The 17,823-nt window shown below is 66.4% G+C and carries 16 protein-coding genes and 1 pseudogene; 10 read left to right on the forward strand and 7 right to left on the reverse strand.

Features of this window, described 5'->3' with window-relative positions:
• The 3 genes and pseudogenes from DBV14_RS33755 to DBV14_RS04565 all read right to left on the reverse strand — a co-directional run.
• Positions 1–329, reverse strand: a pseudogene (locus DBV14_RS33755) (hypothetical protein); the annotation flags it as partial.
• A gap of 137 nt (positions 330–466) precedes the next feature.
• Positions 467–1,612 (reverse strand): DSD1 family PLP-dependent enzyme, encoded by a 1,146-nt coding sequence (locus DBV14_RS04560; RefSeq protein WP_124458017.1) that lies wholly within the window; start codon positions 1,610–1,612, stop codon positions 467–469.
• Positions 1,613–1,741: 129 nt separating this feature from the next.
• Positions 1,742–2,029, reverse strand: coding sequence for a hypothetical protein (locus DBV14_RS04565; RefSeq protein WP_124458018.1), 288 nt, complete (start codon positions 2,027–2,029; stop codon positions 1,742–1,744).
• A 127-nt stretch (positions 2,030–2,156) separates the two neighbouring features.
• Between DBV14_RS04565 and DBV14_RS04570 the strand changes: the two genes are divergently transcribed.
• Complete coding sequence (locus tag DBV14_RS04570) at positions 2,157–2,426, forward strand: hypothetical protein (RefSeq protein ID WP_124458019.1); 270 nt, start codon at positions 2,157–2,159, stop codon at positions 2,424–2,426.
• A gap of 12 nt (positions 2,427–2,438) precedes the next feature.
• Here DBV14_RS04570 and DBV14_RS04575 read toward each other — a convergent pair whose 3' ends face one another.
• Both DBV14_RS04575 and DBV14_RS04580 read right to left on the reverse strand, forming a co-directional pair.
• Positions 2,439–3,092, reverse strand: coding sequence for a hypothetical protein (locus tag DBV14_RS04575; protein WP_124458020.1), 654 nt, complete (start codon positions 3,090–3,092; stop codon positions 2,439–2,441).
• Positions 3,093–3,228: 136 nt separating this feature from the next.
• The gene (locus tag DBV14_RS04580) at positions 3,229–3,675 is read right to left on the reverse strand and encodes an HIT family protein (protein WP_124458021.1); all 447 of its coding nucleotides are present in this window, start codon (positions 3,673–3,675) and stop codon (positions 3,229–3,231) included.
• A gap of 247 nt (positions 3,676–3,922) precedes the next feature.
• On the opposite strand from DBV14_RS04580, the gene DBV14_RS04585 reads away from it, so the two are divergent.
• Positions 3,923–4,306 carry a hypothetical protein gene (locus DBV14_RS04585; protein ID WP_124458022.1) on the forward strand — a complete coding sequence of 128 codons (384 nt, stop codon included), beginning with the start codon at positions 3,923–3,925 and terminating at the stop codon, positions 4,304–4,306.
• Positions 4,307–4,426: 120 nt separating this feature from the next.
• On the opposite strand, the gene DBV14_RS04590 is transcribed toward DBV14_RS04585, so the two are convergent.
• Positions 4,427–6,793: a TonB-dependent siderophore receptor gene (locus DBV14_RS04590; protein WP_124458023.1), complete on the reverse strand. Its 2,367-nt coding sequence runs from the start codon at positions 6,791–6,793 to the stop codon at positions 4,427–4,429.
• A 379-nt stretch (positions 6,794–7,172) separates the two neighbouring features.
• Here DBV14_RS04590 and DBV14_RS04595 point away from each other — a divergent pair, with 379 nt between their 5' ends.
• From DBV14_RS04595 to DBV14_RS04610, 4 genes are all read left to right on the forward strand, one after another.
• Positions 7,173–7,682, forward strand: a complete 510-nt coding sequence (locus DBV14_RS04595) for a sigma-70 family RNA polymerase sigma factor (protein WP_124458024.1) — start codon at positions 7,173–7,175, stop codon at positions 7,680–7,682.
• Positions 7,672–8,709: a FecR domain-containing protein gene (locus DBV14_RS04600; protein WP_124458025.1), complete on the forward strand. Its 1,038-nt coding sequence runs from the start codon at positions 7,672–7,674 to the stop codon at positions 8,707–8,709. Before DBV14_RS04595 ends, DBV14_RS04600 begins: the two co-directional genes overlap by 11 nt.
• A 145-nt stretch (positions 8,710–8,854) precedes the next feature.
• Entirely contained in the window at positions 8,855–11,302 is a 2,448-nt protein-coding gene (locus DBV14_RS04605; RefSeq protein WP_124458026.1) for a TonB-dependent receptor, read from the forward strand.
• Between the two features lie 34 nt (positions 11,303–11,336).
• Positions 11,337–12,056: a DUF4198 domain-containing protein gene (locus DBV14_RS04610; RefSeq protein ID WP_221621873.1), complete on the forward strand. Its 720-nt coding sequence runs from the start codon at positions 11,337–11,339 to the stop codon at positions 12,054–12,056.
• 16 nt (positions 12,057–12,072) lie between these two features.
• Here DBV14_RS04610 and DBV14_RS04615 read toward each other — a convergent pair whose 3' ends face one another.
• Entirely contained in the window at positions 12,073–12,450 is a 378-nt protein-coding gene (locus DBV14_RS04615; RefSeq protein ID WP_124458028.1) for a hypothetical protein, read from the reverse strand.
• Between the two features lie 185 nt (positions 12,451–12,635).
• Between DBV14_RS04615 and DBV14_RS04620 the strand changes: the two genes are divergently transcribed.
• From DBV14_RS04620 to DBV14_RS04635, 4 genes are all read left to right on the forward strand, one after another.
• Positions 12,636–13,310, forward strand: a complete 675-nt coding sequence (locus DBV14_RS04620) for a response regulator transcription factor (RefSeq protein WP_124458029.1) — start codon at positions 12,636–12,638, stop codon at positions 13,308–13,310.
• A complete protein-coding gene (locus DBV14_RS04625) occupies positions 13,307–14,686 on the forward strand; it encodes a sensor histidine kinase KdpD (RefSeq protein WP_124458030.1) in 1,380 nt (459 codons plus the stop codon). Before DBV14_RS04620 ends, DBV14_RS04625 begins: the two co-directional genes overlap by 4 nt.
• 8 nt (positions 14,687–14,694) lie before the next feature.
• Positions 14,695–15,729: a sterol desaturase family protein gene (locus DBV14_RS04630; protein ID WP_124458031.1), complete on the forward strand. Its 1,035-nt coding sequence runs from the start codon at positions 14,695–14,697 to the stop codon at positions 15,727–15,729.
• Between the two features lie 272 nt (positions 15,730–16,001).
• A complete protein-coding gene (locus tag DBV14_RS04635; RefSeq protein ID WP_124458032.1) occupies positions 16,002–17,801 on the forward strand; it encodes a hypothetical protein in 1,800 nt (599 codons plus the stop codon).
• The last annotated feature ends 22 nt before the right edge of the window (positions 17,802–17,823 follow it).

Below are 17,823 nucleotides of genomic sequence, written 5' to 3' on the forward strand. Positions count from 1 at the left end.
AATATCTGCGGCAGGTTGGAGTCGGCCTCGCCGAGTTCGATGAGCAGGTCGTACAGCTGCTCGACCGAGGCACCGAGCCCGCCGTACCGGGCTGGCACGCGCAGTGCGCCGAAGCGTTCGGCGTTGAGCCAGGCAACGGGCTCATAGGCCAGCTCGCGATCGTTCTCGCGCTGCGCGGCGTGTTCGGCGATGCGATGGAAGACCGGACGAAAACGCTCGGCGAGCTGCTGCGAGGAGAAGGGGGCCAGGGGCGCCGGGGCCGGGGCCGTAAGAGGACGCGGCCTTGCAGCAGGCGCTGCGACATCAGGCGTGTCTTGAATGGATGCCATGGAAACCGGGCAGCTGAAGAGCCGCCCGAAAAAAGAGGGACAGGCGCCGACTGTGCCCCCGAGGCGCCTGCCTTGTGAAATACGCTTTTCGAGTTTTCTTATGCCGCGCGACGCATGCGCGTGGCGCGGCCCGCCACCTATCGCTTGCCGCGCGCGTCCACCGGCCAGATCGCGACCAGCGTGTCGCCCTCGACCACGTGGTAGCTGTCGTGCAGGTTGACCGTCGGGTCGCAATGCGGCGTGACGAACTCGACGCGTGCGCCAAGCGCGGGCCGCGGCCCCGTCGGCAGCATCAGCTTGCCGTGCTCGTCGCCGAAGAAGGCGTAGCGGCTCGCGGGATCGACGCCATCCGCCACCAGCGGCACGCCCGCGTCGGTCGAAAAGCACTTGCTGCCGCCATCGACCGTTACCCAGTCCGCGGCGTTGGTGCTGACCACGGCCGTCTGCACCCGCAGCGAAACCTCGAAGGGCGAGGGCTGGTCGCCGTTGGCGAGCACGCGCGAATATTCGGCGTCCATGAACACATACGAGCCGGCCTGCAGTTCGGTGAATGCGTTCTCCTGCGAGTCGAGGTCGTGCGTGCCGGTGCCGGCGCCGGTGACGATCTCGAAGTCGATGCCTTGCGCCTTGGCGGCGGCGACGATGCCCGCCACCGTCTCGCGCAGGCCCGCTGCCGCCGCGCTACGCTTGTCGCGCTCGACGATGTGCTGCAGGTTGCCCGCATAGGCCTGCAGGCCGCGCAACCGAAGGCGGGGCTCGGCCATCACCAGCGCCACCAGTTCGAGCACCTGTGCCTGGGTGGCGGCACCGGTGCGGTTGTAGCCGGCGCCGTAGTCGACCAGCACGTCGAGCGGATGCGACAGCGCGCCGGCGGCCTGCGCCAGGTCGGCCAGGTTGCGCGGGTGGTCGACCACCACCATCACGTCGCCGGGGCGGGCGCGCTGCGCGAGCTTCACCAGCCGCGCGATCTTGCTCGGCGTGACGGCCGGCGAGGTGATCAGCACGCCGGGGATGCCGCCTTCGACCATGATTTCCGCTTCGCCCAGCGTGACGCAGCTCACGCCGATCGCACCGGCCGCCACCTGGCGCCGCGCGATCTCTACCGACTTGTGCGTCTTCACGTGCGGGCGCAGCCCGATGCCGCGCGCCTTGGCGAAGGCGGCCATGCGTTCGATGTTGCGCGTCATCGCGGGCAGGTCGATCAGGAGGGCGGGCGTGTCGAGCAGCTGGCGGCCGCCGGGAACGCCGATCAGCGGCGCGTTGACTTGCGATTCAGTGGGCATGAAAAAGAGCCTTGGTTCTTTGGGAATGAAGGTGCGGCGCAGGACGCGCGGAATGGCGAAATGATCGCATTGAACTGGCGTCGCCGGCCCGAAGCCGCGGATGCGCTTCGAAGGCGCCGTGCCGTTCGGCTAGCGGGTGCCGCGTCGGCGCAAGGCGACCCACCAGAGCACCGCGGCGTTGACGGCCCAGCCGCCTGTCAGCACCAGCAGGGCTGTTTGCGCGACACCCGGCGCCAGGTCGAGCGTCAACAAGCCCAGCGACCACGGAAGCCCGCCGAGGATGGCGAGCACCATCGCCGCTTCGCTTTCCGGTGCGGCGATGCAGGCCAGCAGGCAGGCCACGCCGGTGACCGTGTACACGAGCGCAGCCGCGTGCCATCTGGACGGAAAGAGCGGCCGTGGATGCGCGGTGTGCATGCGGTCATCATGGCTGAATGCGGCCCAACCGATGAAGGCGCAGAGCCCATCAGCGCGTAATTTTTTGCCGAGTGTTGCGTCACGGCTCTTTCTTGAGCCTGTAACGCGAGGCGGCCACCATGCGCGGATGGCTGGTCAACTTATCTCTATCGCCCTGACTGTCGAGCAACACGATGCCGGGGACTATTTCTGGGTGCTGCTGGAGTCGTTCGACAACTCCATGGAGTTCGAGCCGCTCATGGAAGCGGCCACCGGCTTTGCCACCTATGTGGATGCCCTGCAGGCCGGCTATGTCGTGCTGCGAGGGTTGTCGGACGACCTGAAGGTGGGCCCTCGCGAAGAAGACGAAGACCCGGTCGCAATGACCGAAGAGAGCGGCGTGGGCGACGCCGACTGAGGCTTTCGCGCGCTACTTCAGGTAGGGCGGAATCACCTGGGCGATGGCCTTCAGGTGCGCGAACTCCACGTCGCTCAAAGGCTGCTCCTGCACATCGAAATGGCATAGCGTGCCCAGCAGGGAACCGTTTTCTCCAGGGACCGGCACGCCGTGATAGGCGACCATCACCCCCTTGTACGGGTGGCCGTTCAGCCGGTCGTCGTTGCCGGAGTTGCTGGTCAGGAACATGCCATCGCGAAGAACGAACTGGCAGAAGCTCGTGCCGATCGGGACTTCCATGAGGTATTCGGGGCGGGTTTCACCTGCCTTGTCCGCGAGCGCGACGTTGCGCAGCAGTTCGCCTTCGAGGCGATACACCGCCGTGTAGCGATGGGTGACGCGCCGGTTGAGCTGCTCGAGCGCGGCCGTCAATCCCTCGCGCTTGCACAGGTCCGCGAACGCCAGTGCGGCCTCGCTTGGCGCGGCGTCTTCCTGGCGGGTGACGAGTTGCAGGTAGAGCCGCTCCAGTTCGTGTTCCCACGCCGTGCCCGCCTGCAGCAGCGCCAGGTCCGCCGCGCGCTGGTCTTCCACGTTCCCCGAATCGGCAGGCGACGTGGGGTAAGGGCGCATCGCGACCCCGGCTGCCCGTAGGGCTTGTTCTTTTTGCAGGCGAGATAGCACGATCATGCGGGGCTCCGTTGGGAGCCAGAGTCTAGACCGTTTGCCGTACCTAGCCTGTTCAAAGGGCGCACGGATGGAAGGGCGCTTCGTGGATGGCGAATGACCTCGACAGGGCGCCACAGGGCGCCATCGGGGCCTTGCCTCAGGTCGCCGACATGGCCGCGCGCAGGCGCTGCGCATAGCCTTGCAGCACATCCGCCGCAGGCTCCTTGCGTGGCCAGGTGAGCGCGATGCCGTCGTTCGCGTGGCGCGGCACCACGTGCATGTGAAAGTGAAACACGGTCTGGTCGCCCTCGCGGCCATTGGCCTGGAACAGCGTGAGGCCCGGAGGATCGAAGGTGTCGCGCACCGCGCGCGCCACTTCCTGCGCCGTCTGCGCCACGGCGGCGGCTTCCTCAGGCGTGATGTCGAAGAACGTGGCCGCATGCCGCCTGGTGGCCACCAGCACGTGGCCAGGGTTGACCTGGCCGATGTCCATGAAGGCGATGGTCAGTTCGTCTTCATGCACGCGCGCGGCGGGAATGTCGCCCGCCACCAGCCGGCAGAAGATGCACTGTCCAGGCGGGGAGGTGTCGACGAACATGGGCATGGGCGGAGTCTCCTGCAGATGGTTTGGCGCTGATGTGGGGCGCTGGTGTGTTCATGATACGGACCAGTTGCCATGCCTGTGGGACGGACGCAAGCGACCGGGGTGGCGGCTGCGCGCTACAACTTGGCGTGTACGCAGAAGCGCTGAATCCACGCCGGTGAGATGCTGGAAAAGGGGCGAGCAACTGTCCACGGACAGCTCGCCGCCACACACCTTTCCATCGCTTTTTCTCATCAGGAAGTCGGCAATGCTGATCGATGCATCACGTTCACCGCTCGTGTTTCTCAGGACGCAGGGGCAATCCAATATTTCCGTGGAGGAGCAGCTTCAGCAACTCCTCGACAAAGGGCAGCGGTTCGTGCTGATCACCGACCACTCGCAGGACGATCACCACGACGAGACGCCCGGGGAGCGAAAGCAGAAGGCGCTCTTCTTCAAGAGGGTCAAGGACCAGATGCGCGTGTTGTGCCGGGGCATGATCGTTCTCGAAGGGGACAAGTCCACCCCTGCGCCAATGCGGCTGGCGGCAGCCACCGCAAGCAAGGCTTTCGGCTTCACGGTGGCGTTCGTGTCCAGCGAGGACGAGGCGATCCGGAAGGGCGAGTCGCTGTTGGCTGGGCAGGGCAACTGAAACGGACCAGGCCCTGCGATGGCAATGCGCTTGCGCCGCCGGGACGAAAAAATACCCGCCGAGGCGGGTACTGCACAAGCCGTCGAAGGGCATCGCGATGGTGCGATGCCCGGTGCGGCGTCAGAACGTGAAGCTGCCCGTCAACGAAGCCGAGCGGCCGGCGCCCACGGTCGCGTAGTGCGACGCGTACGCCTTGTCGAAGTAGTACTTGTTGGTCAGGTTCTGGATGTTCAGTTGCAGGCTGAAGTTCTTGTTGACCACATAGCTCACCATGGCGTCGTACTTCACGTACGACGGGATCCACTTGGTGTTGTTGACGTTGCCGTACTGCTTGCCCATGTACGTCGCGCCGCCGCCGATCGTCAGGCCCGGCATGACGGTGTAGGTGGTCCAGAGCGTTGCGCTGTTCTTCGGCGTGTTCGGGAAGAAGTTGCCGTTGAACGGCGACGGGGCGCCGGTGGCCGTGTAGCCGTTGTCCGTGACCTTGGCGTTCAGGTGCGTGAAGCCGCCGAAGACCTGCCAGTCGCGCGTGATGCTGCCGGCCGCGCCGAACTCGATGCCTTCCACGCGCTTCTTGCCGATGTTCTGCGTCGTGCCGTCGGCGGCGGTGGTGCGGGCATTGTTCATGTCCGTGCGGAAGATCGCCGAGGTCAGGACCAGGCGGCGGTCCAGCACTTCCCACTTGGTGCCGACCTCGAAGCTGCGGCTGTCTTGCGGCTTCAGGTTGCGGATGGCGGCGGAGATGCCGTCCGCGCCGTCGCCACCGTCGGTGCCGGGCGGCGTCGACGAGGTGCCGTACGACACGTAGATGCTGCCGTTGGGCGCCGGCTTGTAGACCAGGCCGACCTGGTAGTTCACGAACGATGCCTTGTTCGCCAGTTCGATGCTGGGCACGAGGCCGCGCACCGGCACCGCCAGGCTGGTCGAGCCGGTGGGCGCCAGGCTCGGCACGGCTGCCGTGGTGGCGATCGGCGTGAAGTACGCGGGCGTGAGCGCGCTGGTCTTGTAGTCGTCCCAGCGCAGGCCGAGGTTCAGCGACCACTGCGGGTTGAATTCGATCGTGTCGAACGCGTAGAGCGAGGTGGTCCGCGTCTTCACGCTGGTCACGGCAGGGGAGGGCGTGATGCTGCCCGTCCACGGGTCGTACGGCGTCGGCGCAAAGGCCGAGGTGCAATTGAAGTCGCTGCGAATGCCCGAGCCCACCGCGCAGTTGAGTGCGCCGGCCGGTGCTCCGGCGACGGTGGCGCGCGGATAGCTCTCGAAGCCTGTCTTGGCGTTCTGCTGGAACAGGTAGCTGGCCTTGGTGGTGGCTTCCTTGCCGAGTTCGAGGCCGGCGACAAAGCTGTGCTTGATGCCGGCGGTTTCGAACTTGCCCGCCAGGCTGGTCTGGTTGACCAGCGATTCGGAGTCGGACACGCGGCTGTTGGGCCGGCGCCAGACGGTACCGTTCAGCAGGAAGTTGCCGCGGCTGTCGTCCGGCTGCGTCCAGATGTAGTCGTTGGTCGACTTGCTGGAGCGCGTGACGTTGCGCAGCACCAGGCCACCGCCGAAGTCGTGCTTCACGTCGACCGTGCCGGCATCGACCTTGGTGCGCTGGAAGTCGCGATTGACCACGCCGTAGTAGGTGCCACGCGGCACCACGATGGGCTGGCCGTCACCGTTGAGCAACTGGTTGACGCCGGAGCTGAACGGGTTGTTGTACGGGATGCCCGAGTCGGGCAGGTCGTCCGATTCGTAGTGGTAGTAGCTCAGCGTGACCTGGGTCGGCGTGCCCATGCCGATGGTCACGCTCGGTGCCACGCCCCAGCGCTTGACGTTGACCGGACCGCGGCCGGCGACGTCCGACTTGAAGTTCATCACGTTCAGGCGGGCCGCGACGCTGTCGGAGAGCTTGCGGTTGATGTCCAGCGTCTGGCGCTGGTAGGAATCGGTGCCCAGGCCGATGCTGCCGCTGAAGAAGTTCTCGGCCTGCGGTGCCTTGCTGATGATGTTGACCGAGCCGCCGGCCGAGCCGCGGCCGCCGAACGCTGAACTGGGGCCCTTGACGACCTCGACCGATTCGACGTTGAAGATTTCGCGCGTCTGCGCGGCGCCATCGCGCACGCCGTCCACGTAGGTGTCGCTTTGCGAGTCGAAGCCGCGAATGAAGGGGCGGTCGCCGACGGGGTTGCCGCCTTCGCCGGCGCCGAAGGTGATGCCGGGCGTGGTGCGCAGCGCATCGACCAGCGTGGTCGCGCCGGTCTGGCGAATGACTTCCTGGGGAATGACCGTGACCGACTTGGGCGTGTCCAGCAGCGGGGCGGTGAACTTCGGTGAGGAGGACTTCTCGACCTTGAAGTCGGTCGTGGCTTCGACGCGAACTTCGTTCAGGGTGCTTTGGGCTTGAGCCGTCATGGAGGCGCCGAGCGCGACCAGTGCGGCGGTGGTAGCCGTGCGGCTGGAAAAGTATCGCGCAGGCGAGTGCTTGCGACTTTTGATGTGGGTCATGGTGCTCCGGATTGCTGAATGAACCGTTCCAAGGCGGTTTCTTTTTTGCGCCGATTGCTCGTACAAGACAGTTCGGTGACTGTTACGAATGTATTAACGACGCAGCACGAATGATAATGACTCGCAATCAATGTATTGATCAGCTTTACAGTTCGTTTGCAAAGACTTTGGAACTTTGTCGCGGCGGGGCGACACATGGCGCGCGGCTTGCGCGGGCGGAAATTCGCGCAAGCTCGCTGCGAAGCGCTCGCTGCCAGAGATGGCGTGCAGGGGGAGGGTGACCGTGCCGGAGCTTCGAGCAGCTTCTGCGCATTTCGAAACCATTGGCTTACAATGAGAACGATTCGCAATCAGTTTGGCGGTCGCGCAGCACGTTCTCATGCCCTCTTCCGAAGCTTCCATCCGCCTCGTGAACACGCTTTACAGCGACCACCAGCCATGGCTGCTGGACATGCTGCGCCGCAAGCTCGGCAATGTGGACAACGCGGCCGATCTGGCGCAGGACACGTTCGCGCGCATCCTTTCTTCCAATGAAGCGGGACCGCTGCGCGAGCCGCGCGCCTACCTGACGACGGTGGCCGGGCGTATCGCCGCCCAGTATTTCCGCCGCCTCGCCCTGGAGCGCACGTACCTCGAAGCCATTGCGCATCTTCCTGAAGCCGTCAGCCCGTCGCCCGAAACGCGCCTGCTGGTGCTCGAGGCCCTGGCAGCGGTGAGTCGCGTGCTCGACGGCCTCAAGCCGCACGTGCGAGAGATCTTCCTGATGGCGCAACTCGACGGCCTGACCTACCCGCAGATCGCTTCGCAGCTCGAGGTGTCCGTCAACGTCGTGCAGAAGGCGATGGTGAAGGCGTACCGCCACTGCTACGACGCCGTGTATGGGGATTGAATCCGGCACCCGCGTCGAACGCCTGGTGTTCCGGCCGGCCGCCGACGCACCCCGACCGATCGATCCCGCCATCGTCGACCAGGCGCTGGCCTGGCTGGTGAAGATCCAGTCCGGCAGCGCGTCGGCCTGCGACAGCGATGCCTGCGACTGTTGGCGCCAGTTGCACCCAGACCACGAGCGCGCGTGGCTGCGCCTGTGCGGACTGGGCCGCGATCTGCGCGAAGGCACCAGCGCCGTGGCACCGCAAATCGCCCGCTCGACCTTGCGCGGCGTGGACCGCCAGCAACGCCGGTGGGCGCTCAAGGCCGTCGCCGGCCTGGGTGTCGGCGCATGGGCCGCCTGGTCGATGCGGCACGACATCGCCTCGTTGCGCGCCGACCACCGCACCGTGGCCGGCGAGCGGCGACTTGTCGTGCTGGCCGATGGCACGCAGGTCATGCTGAACACGCGCACGGCGATCGACGTGCGCATCGACGCGTCAACGCGCACGCTGCGGCTGCTGGGCGGCGAGATCATGGTGACCACCGCCAGGGATGCCGCGCAGCGCCCGTTCGTCGTGCTCGGACGCGACGGCCGCATCGTGCCCATCGGTACGCGCTTCGTCGTGCGCGAGTTCGATGGCGATGGCCTCGGTGGCCACGCTGGCGAAAGCACCGAAGTGACCGTCCTCGAAGGCGCGGTGGACGTCAGCGCGGGCGAGCGTTCGCAGGTCACCCGCGTGTCCGCTGGCAGCCGTGTCCGCTACGGCGCGGCCAGCGTCGGCACCCCGGCGCGTCTGGACGAAAGCGCCGCGGCCTGGGCTGACGGCAGCCTGGTGGTCGAGCGCATGAGGCTGGCCGATTTCCTTGCCGAGCTGGGCCGCTATCGCGGCGGCGTGCTGCGCTGCGACCCCGCGGTAGCCGGCGTGCTCGTGAGCGGGTCCTTTCCGCTGGCCGACACCGATGCGGTGCTCGCCATGCTGGAAGAAACGCTGCCCGTCAGGCGCACATCCCTGAGCCGCTACTGGGTCACGGTCTCGGCCCGATAGGAAAGAGGCTTCAACGAGGCATGCTGAAAAAAAACCTGCCGGAAAGTGGCAGGTTTCGGAATCTCGTGCATCAACGAAGACAGGTACCGCGAAAAACAAAGAGCGGTGCGACCTTTCTTTCCATCGATCACAGAGAGCTTTTCACATGGCATTCATCGCACGGCCCGGACGACGTTTCAGGCCTTCTCCGTCGGCTGCGCTGGCACGCGCCGGTTGCCTCGCCGCGGCATTGGGCGCGGCTGCCGCGGGCATCGGCCCGGCCTGGGCGCAGACCGCGCCGGCCGTCCAGCCGACGGGCCCGAGCCGGCCCTACGCCATCGCCGCGGGCTCGCTCGACAGCGTGCTGGGGCGCTTCGGCCGAGAGGCCAACGTGATGATCGCGATTGACCCGACGCTGACGCAGGGCCTCGAAAGCCCCGGCCTGCAAGGCAGCTTCAGCGTGCCCGAGGGGCTGGGCAGGCTGCTCGCCGGAAGCGGCCTCGAAGCGCTGCCCGGCGCCAGCGGCGGCTGGCGGCTGCGCAAGGCAACGGGAACGGCGGCCGGCGCGCAGGCGCCAACGCCCCAGGGCGCCGAGGCGGCCACCGGACCGGCGCTGGCGCCCGTCATCGTGAGCGCCCGGCGCGAACGGCTCTACGACGTGCAGGACGTCAATGCCGGCGCCCTGGGCATCCGCTCGCTTCAGGACCTGCCGTTCGCCGTCGGCTCCTACACCGTCGACACCATCGAGGCCCAGCGCGCCCGCACGGCGCTCGACGTGCTGCGCAACGACCCATCGGTCACGCCGACTTCGGGCTTCTCGTCGTTCGATGGCGTGGCCGTGCGCGGCTTCTCGGCGAACTCTTTCAACAACGTGCGGCGCGACGGCCTGCTGGCCAACGTCTACAGCGACGTGCCGTTGGAGAACAAGGAGCGCGTCGATGTGCTCAAGGGCCTGTCGGGCTTTCTGTACGGCGTGGGCGAGCCCAGCGGCATCGTCAATTACGTGGTGAAGCGGCCGACGCGTGAGCGCTTTGCAAGCGTCACCGCCGAAGTGCGCAGCTACGGCGGACGCTACGCGGCCGTCGATGCCGGCGGGCCGTTGAACGAAGGCGGCACCGTGGGCTACCGCTTCAATGCCGCGACCGAAAAGGTCGGCGACTTCACGCATTTCGGCGACCTGAAGCGCGACTTCCTGAGCGGCGCCGTGGACATCAAGATCAATCGCGACGCACTGCTGCAGCTCGACTTCGACTGGCAGAAGAAATCGCTCGCCGCCAGCGGCATGATCGGGCCGCGCAGCGACGGCACCGTGCTGGCGGCGTCGCGCTTCGATCCGCGCACGCTGGTCGGCCAGCCGTGGGGCCAGTACAAGACCGACGCCTGGAACATCGGCGCGCGCCTGGACTACGCGCTGAACAGCAACTGGGACCTGACCGCCCAACTGGGCTTCAGCCGCAGCAAGCGCAACGCGCTCTTCTTCAATGCCTCGCAGATCGCGCCGAATGGCGACGTGCTGAAGGGCAACACGCGCTACGAAGCCGAGCCGTACCCCACCGCAGCCGGGCAAGTGTTCACGACAGGCCGCTTCAAGACGGGAACGGTCGGGCATGAGGCGGTCATCGGCTACTCCTATTCCAGCCTGCAATCGCCCGATGGCGACTACCAGCGTTTTCCGCAGCTCATCGGCAACGTCTTCCGGCCGCTGCCCTACCTGCAACCCTACCTGTCCGACAACACCCACCTGCCCGCAAGCACCGCGCGACAGAGCAGCGTGTTCGTGAGCGACACACTCAGCTTCACGCCGCAATGGCAACTGCTGGTGGGCGCGCGCCACATCAGCTATGCCAGCGACATCGGCAGCAAGTACGACGGCACGCCCAAGTACACGACGCGCGTCACCGTGCCCACGCTGAGCGCCATGTACAAGCCGTCGGAGCGCACCACCGTCTACGCCACTTACGGCGAAGGCTTCGAGCAGGGCGCCTATGCACCGAGCTATGCAGAAAATGCCCTGCAGAAGCTCGGCCCCATCAAGAGCCGCCAGTACGAGATCGGTGTGAAGAGCCGCGTGCTCGACGGCCTGATGGTCACGGCCGCGGCCTTCGACATGGACAAGCCGCTGCAGGCCGTGACGCCCTCCGACAACATCTTTCGCCAGCAGGGGCGGCAGCGCCACCGCGGTGTGGAGTTCACGGCCAATGGCGAGATCACGCCCCAACTGAGCGGCATCGCCGGCGTGTCGTGGCTCGATGCCGAACAGCGCGACACCGGCGACGCAACGCTCGAGGGCCGTCGACCCAGCAACGTTGCCCGCTTCCAGGCGAATGTGTTCCTCGACTACCGGCTGACGTCGGTGCCGGGGCTGTCCTTCAACACCGGCATCTACCACGTGGGCAACAGGCCGCTGGACCGTGCCAACACGATGATCGTTCCCGGCTTCACGCGCTGGGACCTTGGCGCCGCCTACGTGACGAAGCTGATGGGCAAGTCGTCGGTGATACGCCTGTCGATCGAGAACGTTGCCAACCGGCGCTACTGGAGCTCGGTCAACTACGGCGGTGTGACGCAGGGCAACCCGCGCATCGTCCGCCTGGCAACGACGGTGAACTTCTGAAAGCGGGAAGCACATGAACATGTCCCACGTTTCGATGAACGCCGTCCGCGCGGCATTTCTTGTGGCTGCCCTCGGCAGCGGCACCGCATTCGCCCACGGCGTGTGGATCACGCAACGTGCCAGCGAGCTGGCACTGGTCCTGGGCGAGGGCGCCCTCGACGAAAGCTATGAAGCGCGGCAGGTACAAACGGTGAAGGCGTTCACCGCCCAGGGCGCGGCGACGGGCGTCAAGCTGCAGCCGCGCACCCGCAATATCGTCGTCGAGCCTGACGCCGATGCCGCCGCTTTGTCCATGGCGGTCGAAGACGGCTTCTGGTCGCAAGGCGCGGATGGAAAGTGGGTCAGCGGCTCGCGCGTCCAAGTGCCCGCAGCGCGCAAGGCGGGCTACTACATCAAGTTCGGCACGACCCTGCTCAAGCCGGTGGCCATGCCGTTCAAGCCGCTGGGCATGGACCTGGAGATCGTGCCGCTGGCCGATCCGATGGCGCTGCGCCGCGGCCAGCGGCTGGCAATCCGGGTGCTGTCGAAAGGGCAGCCGGTGGCGGGCGTGGCCGTCATCGGCGACTTCATCGGCAACGTCTCCGGGCCGCGCGTCAAGACCGACCGCGCGGGGCGCGCGACGATCGTTCTGGGCAGCAGCGGCTTGAATGTGATCGCGGTGTCGCTCACACGGCCCCGCGCCGACAGGACGGAGGCCGACGAGGACGGGCTCGAAGCCACGCTGGCATTTGCGTTGCCCAAGGCGGGCGACTGAGCGGCGCCTCTCGAGTTCACTGCGGCCGCTCGGCGCGGCGCCACTCTCTCCATTCCCTGTGCTCGCGCCACCGGCGCCGGTCCAGCCGCTCGCGCAGTTCGCCGCAGGTCATGGGACGGCCATTGCTGTAGCGCCCGTCCTGGCAGGGGTCGTAGGCCGGGCGATCGCGTGCGTCGAGGCGGCGCTGCTCTTCCTCGCGGTCCAGATGCCGCAGAAGTTCATCGCAGCTCATGGGCCGGCCGTAGCTGTTGCGGCCGTCGCGGCAGGGATCGTAGGCAGGCGCGCCTCCGTCGAAGCCCGAGACCACTTCCGCCGCCGCCGTGGAGGCGAACAGAATCACGAGCGCCAGCACCACGACCTCGGCAAGCCCGACCGTATGAAAAAAACTGCGCATGGCGTCTGTTCCCTGCGCCGCATGGGCGCCGTTCGTTGGCGATGCCGAAGAGCTTCTGCCCTGAACATGGCGCGAACATGGCGCCGACACCGTTTCCGCGCACGCAATACTGATGCAATGCGGCCTGCCTAAAGTGCGGCACGCCGGGCTCCGGCATCGCGGCTTTTTTTGAAAGGGCATGCACCGTGCGCATCCTGCTTGTGGAAGACGAACCCGAAATGGCGTCGGTGCTGTGCATCGCGCTGCACAAGCGCGGCCTGCTGGTGGACCACGCGGACACCCTGGCCGCCGGTGCACGCCATGTCGACGCCACGCCGTACAACGCGCTGGTGCTCGACCGCAGGCTGCCTGATGGCGACGGCCTGTCGCTGGTGTCGAACCTGCGCGCCGCCGGCAACCAGGTTCCGGTGCTGATGCTCACGGCGCGCGATGCCCTGGACGATCGCGTGGCGGGGCTCGACGCGGGCGCCGACGATTACCTGGGCAAGCCCTTCGCGGTCGAGGAACTGCTGGCCCGCCTTCGTGCGCTGCTCCGGCGGCCTGCCGCCACTCAGGCGGATGCCCTGGACATTGCCGCGCTGTCGTTCGACTTCGCGCATTGCGAAGCCAGCGTCGCCGGCAGGCGGCTGGAACTGCCGCGCCGTGAGCTGCTGGCGCTCGAAACCCTGGTGCGCCGCGCGGGCCGCACCGTGCTGCGCGGTGCACTGGAGCGCGCGGTGTTCGGCTTCGATGCGGAGATCCAGTCGAACGCGCTCGACACGCACGTATCGCGCCTGCGCAAGAAGCTCGCGGACACCGGCGCCGGCGTGGAGATCTGCAGCATCCGCGGCGTCGGCTATCTGCTGCGGCAGACGCCATGAAACCGCCGGCACAACAGCCCACCCTGAAGCGCCGGCTGATTCGCCAGCTGGTGCTGCTGCAGGTTGCCATCCAATTGCTGGTGATCGGCGCTCTGGCCGCATCGGGCTACCTGATCGACTTCAGCTCATCGGAGAACACTGTCGAGATCCTGCAGGAGGCTGTGGCGCGCGATGCCGCCGGCAAGCTCGTCATGCGGCCGACGCAACGCCTGGTTGCCTTGCGCGAAACCGTGCCGCATCTCTGGTTCTCCATCCGCGACCACCAGGGCGGCCAGGTGGTGGAAGGCCTGATACCGCCCGAGTTCGCAAGCATCGGCGACACGCTCGACGCGGTGCGCCAGGCACGGCTGGGCTGGAACATAGGCGATCCGCCGAGGCAGGCCGCGCGCATGCGCTGGGTGGACTCCGCCGCGGGCGACGTGCAGATCCTCACCGGGCCCGACAGCCCCGTCACCTGGCGCAACCTGGGTCTTGCGCTGTTGCTGCTCCTGGTGCAACTGGTGCTGCCGATCATGGCCATCACCGTCGCGGCGACGCTGCTGGCCACGCACTTCGTGGTGAAGCGGACCCTGGCCGGACTCAACGCCGCCGCGGCGCGCGCCGGCCAGATCGATGCCGACCAGCGCGGCGTGCGGCTGCCGCTGTCCGGCGTGCCGGGCGAGATCGCGACACTGGTGGGCGCCTTCAACGACGCACTGCAGCGCCTGGACGACGGCCATGCGCGCCACGAGCGCTTCCTGGCCGATGCCGCGCACGAACTGCGCACGCCGCTCGCCATCTTGAACACGCGGCTCGAGAACCTGCCGGACAGTCCCGACAGGCAGCGCCTGCTGGCCGACACCGCGCGCCTGTCGGTGCTGGCGGGCCAACTGCTGGACCTGCAGCGCATGAAGGGCAATTCGGACCGGCGGCAACCCATCGATCTGGTGGAGATGGCACGCGACGTGGTCGCGGAGATGGCGCCTCTGGCACTCGCGGCGGGCTACGAGATTTCTTTCGAGCCACAGGCCGCCCGCGTCGAAACGGAAGGTGACCGCGACGCGCTGGTGCGCGCGCTGACCAACCTCGTGCAGAACGCGATCGACCATGCAGGAGGGCAGGGCAGCGTGGTGGTGCGGGTCGATGCCGCCGGCAATGTCGACGTGATCGACGACGGGCCGGGCATTCCCGCAGCGCAGCGCGCGCATGTCTTCAAGCCCTTCTACCGCGTGCATGCCACCGGCCCCGGTGCCGGCCTTGGCTTGAGCCTGGTGCAGGAGATCGTGCGCCTGCACGGTGGCGAGGTCTCGGTGCACGACGGTCCCGAGGGCGGCACGCTGTTCCGCATGCGCCTGCCGCTGCACGCGGCGAAGCGCTCCGTTTCTTCTCTTCATTGAGTGCTCGCATGAAAACATCGGCTGGCGACAACCGGCGGCATTGGCTGCGCGCCGCACTGTCATGGATGCTGTGGCCGGGGCTCTATGGCCTGGGCTTGCTCGGCGCGGGGATGGCCTTTGCCAGCCAGGCGCCGCTGCTGTGGTTCAACCTTGTGTACCTGTCGGTGGCGCTGGCCATCGCCGTGTTCGAGCGCTGGATGCCGCATGAGCCTCGCTGGCTGGCGGATGACGGCGAGACACCCTGCAACCTGGCCCACACCCTGCTCACCAAGGGCTCGGCGCAACTCGCGGCGGCGCTGGCCGCGAGCTTTCCCATTGCCGTGGCTACGGTGGCCCAGCCGTCGCTGCGCATATCGCTCGGCATCTGGCCCACGCACTGGCCGCTGTGGGCGCAGGTGGTGCTGGCGCTGGTGATCGCCGAGCTTGGCCTCTACGTGGCGCACCGGTCGGCGCACGAGTGGTCGCCGCTGTGGCGTTTTCATGCGCTGCATCACAGCGTGCGGCGGCTGTGGGTGCTGAACACCGGGCGCTTCCACGTGATCGACAGCGCGTTCAAGGCGGTGCTCGGCCAGCTTCCGCTGTACCTGTTGGGCGCGCCGCTCGCGGTGTTCGCGTGGGTCGGGGCTGTCACGGTCATCACCGGCCTGCTGACCCACTGCAACATCGAGCTGCGCACCGGCTGGCTCGACCGCATCTTCAGCACGCCGGCGCTGCACCGCTGGCATCACTCCAAGGTGCTGGACGAAGGCAATCGCAACTACGGCGAGAACATCGTGCTGTGGGACCAACTGTTCGGCACCTACTTTCACTCCCCGCGCAGGCCGCCGTCTGACATCGGCATCGACGGCCACATTGCCAGTGGTTTCGTGGGCCAGTTGCTGCAACCGCTCACGGCAGAGGGGGTGCGGCAGATCATGGGCGTGTCACTGGCTCATCGGCACGAGTGCTCATCGAGTGCCCCGCAACCGATGGCGTTGCAGGAGGCACTTGAGCGCCCGACCACGAGCACTGATGTCTCGACAGGTTGCCCGCGTGCGCGTTGAGGAACATGCCGATGCCAAGAAAGCGAGGCAGCAGATGAAGGGCGCATACGGCGCGGCTATCACGCGGCACGCTGGCGACTCGATGCGCAAGATCGCGGAGCAGTCCACGAAGCAGGGGCTCCCAGCGTTGGCGCCACTGTCTAGTGGTCCACCCCGATTCCGTCTGTCATCTTGGATCGATAGGATGCGGCCAAATCTCTTTGGGCGAGGGGCATCTGAAAGAAACGACAACAAGACGGGGCGCATGCCTCGCTGCGCGCGGCATTGGAGCTGTGCTTGCGCTGATGCTCGCTGGGGCGACTGCGGTGATTGTGTGGGGCACCGCCCGAGGGTTGGGGTTGGCCGATGAGGGCGTCTATCTGCTGGCCGCTCGCTATCCCAACGAGATTGAGCAGAACGTTTCGGCCGTCTTCGACTACACCGGCGCGATCTTCAGGCTCGTGGGCTACGACCCGCAACTCTTCCGGCTTGCAGGTCTCGTCGCGATCATGCTGTCGGCGCTCGCATTCTGGGCGGGCTTCCAGAAGTTGCTGCTCGTCATGTTCCCCGATGCCAAGGCGACACAGCATGTGCGCTTGAACTCGCTTCTGTTCATCCAGATCGGTGGAATTCTGTACTACCAATGGGCCTTTGCAACGCCCAACTACTACACCTTGACGGCTGTCGCGCTCAACGTGTTTGCAGGGTGTGTCATGTGGGCTCTGGCGCGCGAGACGAAGGCGCCGGGCAACGTGTGCACGACGTTTCTCTTCGGTGTGGCGGGGCTCGCTTTGGGCTCTGGGGTCTTCGTCCGATTCACCTCCGCCTTGCTGGTGCTGGGCTGCCTGTTCGCGCTCCTCTGGTATTGGCCCGGCGTCGGCCGCTTGCGCAGGGTTCGGCTGCTTCTCACGGTGGGCCTTGGGATGGTGGTGTGGTCGGGCTTCCACTTCATCGCGGTGCAGGGGCCTGTACGGCAGTGGGAGATGTTTACCCATGGCTGGCAGTTGTACCAAGCCATCGGCACGCACTCGCCGGGCGCAAAAATCTTCGCCTACCCGCGCGATCTGCTCGCTCTTGGCTTCTCCGCCTTCCTGGTCTTCTGGCCATGCCACGTGCTGATCGCCCTTGCATTGCTGGCGTCGCGGGTTGCACGCGAGCGCATCGCAACGCTGAAGATCTTGCGTCCGTCAACTGTCGCCGTGGTCGTGATCTCAGTCGCGGCTGTGCTTTCGTGGGGTGTCGGCGCGAATGTACTGGCCAGTCGCCTGCCTGCCTCGGCATTCGCTGGCGGCGTGTCTGTCTACCTGTCGTTCTACAGCGCGTGGATTCTGTTGCTGGTCGCTGTGTACGCGCTCTTCGCGATGCAGCCTGCCAATGCGCGACCGCGCTGCGATCCGACAGCGATGCAATGCCGTGGTCTGGTGCTGTTCCTGCTGGGCCTGCCCATTGCAGGGTCAGTCGGCACCGCCAACCCGCTGTACAACGTCATCTCGTTCTATGCCGTTCCGTGGTTCGGGCTGGTGTTCCTGCTCGGCATCGCGCTGATCACACGATACAACGCTCGGCCGGCACTGCTGCTTGGTGCGATGGCTGTAATGGGCGGTGTGACTTGCAGCCAGGTTGTGCAGGGCAGCGTCCAGGCGCCAGCGCAGATTTCGACGGGGCTGCAACAGCAGACGGTGCTGACTGAGGTGGGATTCCCCTCGCACTGGATGAAGCTGGACAGCCAGTCGCACGCGGTGATCGAGCAGTTGCGGGCTTCGGCGGTGCGCGCTGGCTTCAAGCCAGGCGATGACATCGTGGCAGTGAGCTACCTACCGGGCTTGGTTTATGCGATGGGAGGACGATCGCCTGGGCATCCGACCTTCCTGCTGGGCACGCCGGGCTATCTTGCCTACAGCAAGATGGCGCTGGGTTTCGCCGACAAGTCGCGTTTGGCGCGCTCCTTGGTGCTGCTCGATGTCGACGCACATCATGAAGAGCTTGGTCACCTTCTAGGATCGGCTGGCCTGACCTTCCCAACGGGCTATGAGTTGGTTGGCAATGTCGCTGCTGGCGAAAAAAACTACAAGCTCTACAAGCCATTGAACTAAAGCAGTTGATTGGCTCACGCTA

Source organism: Variovorax sp. KBW07, assembly GCF_003852515.1.
GTDB lineage: Bacteria > Pseudomonadota > Gammaproteobacteria > Burkholderiales > Burkholderiaceae_C > Variovorax.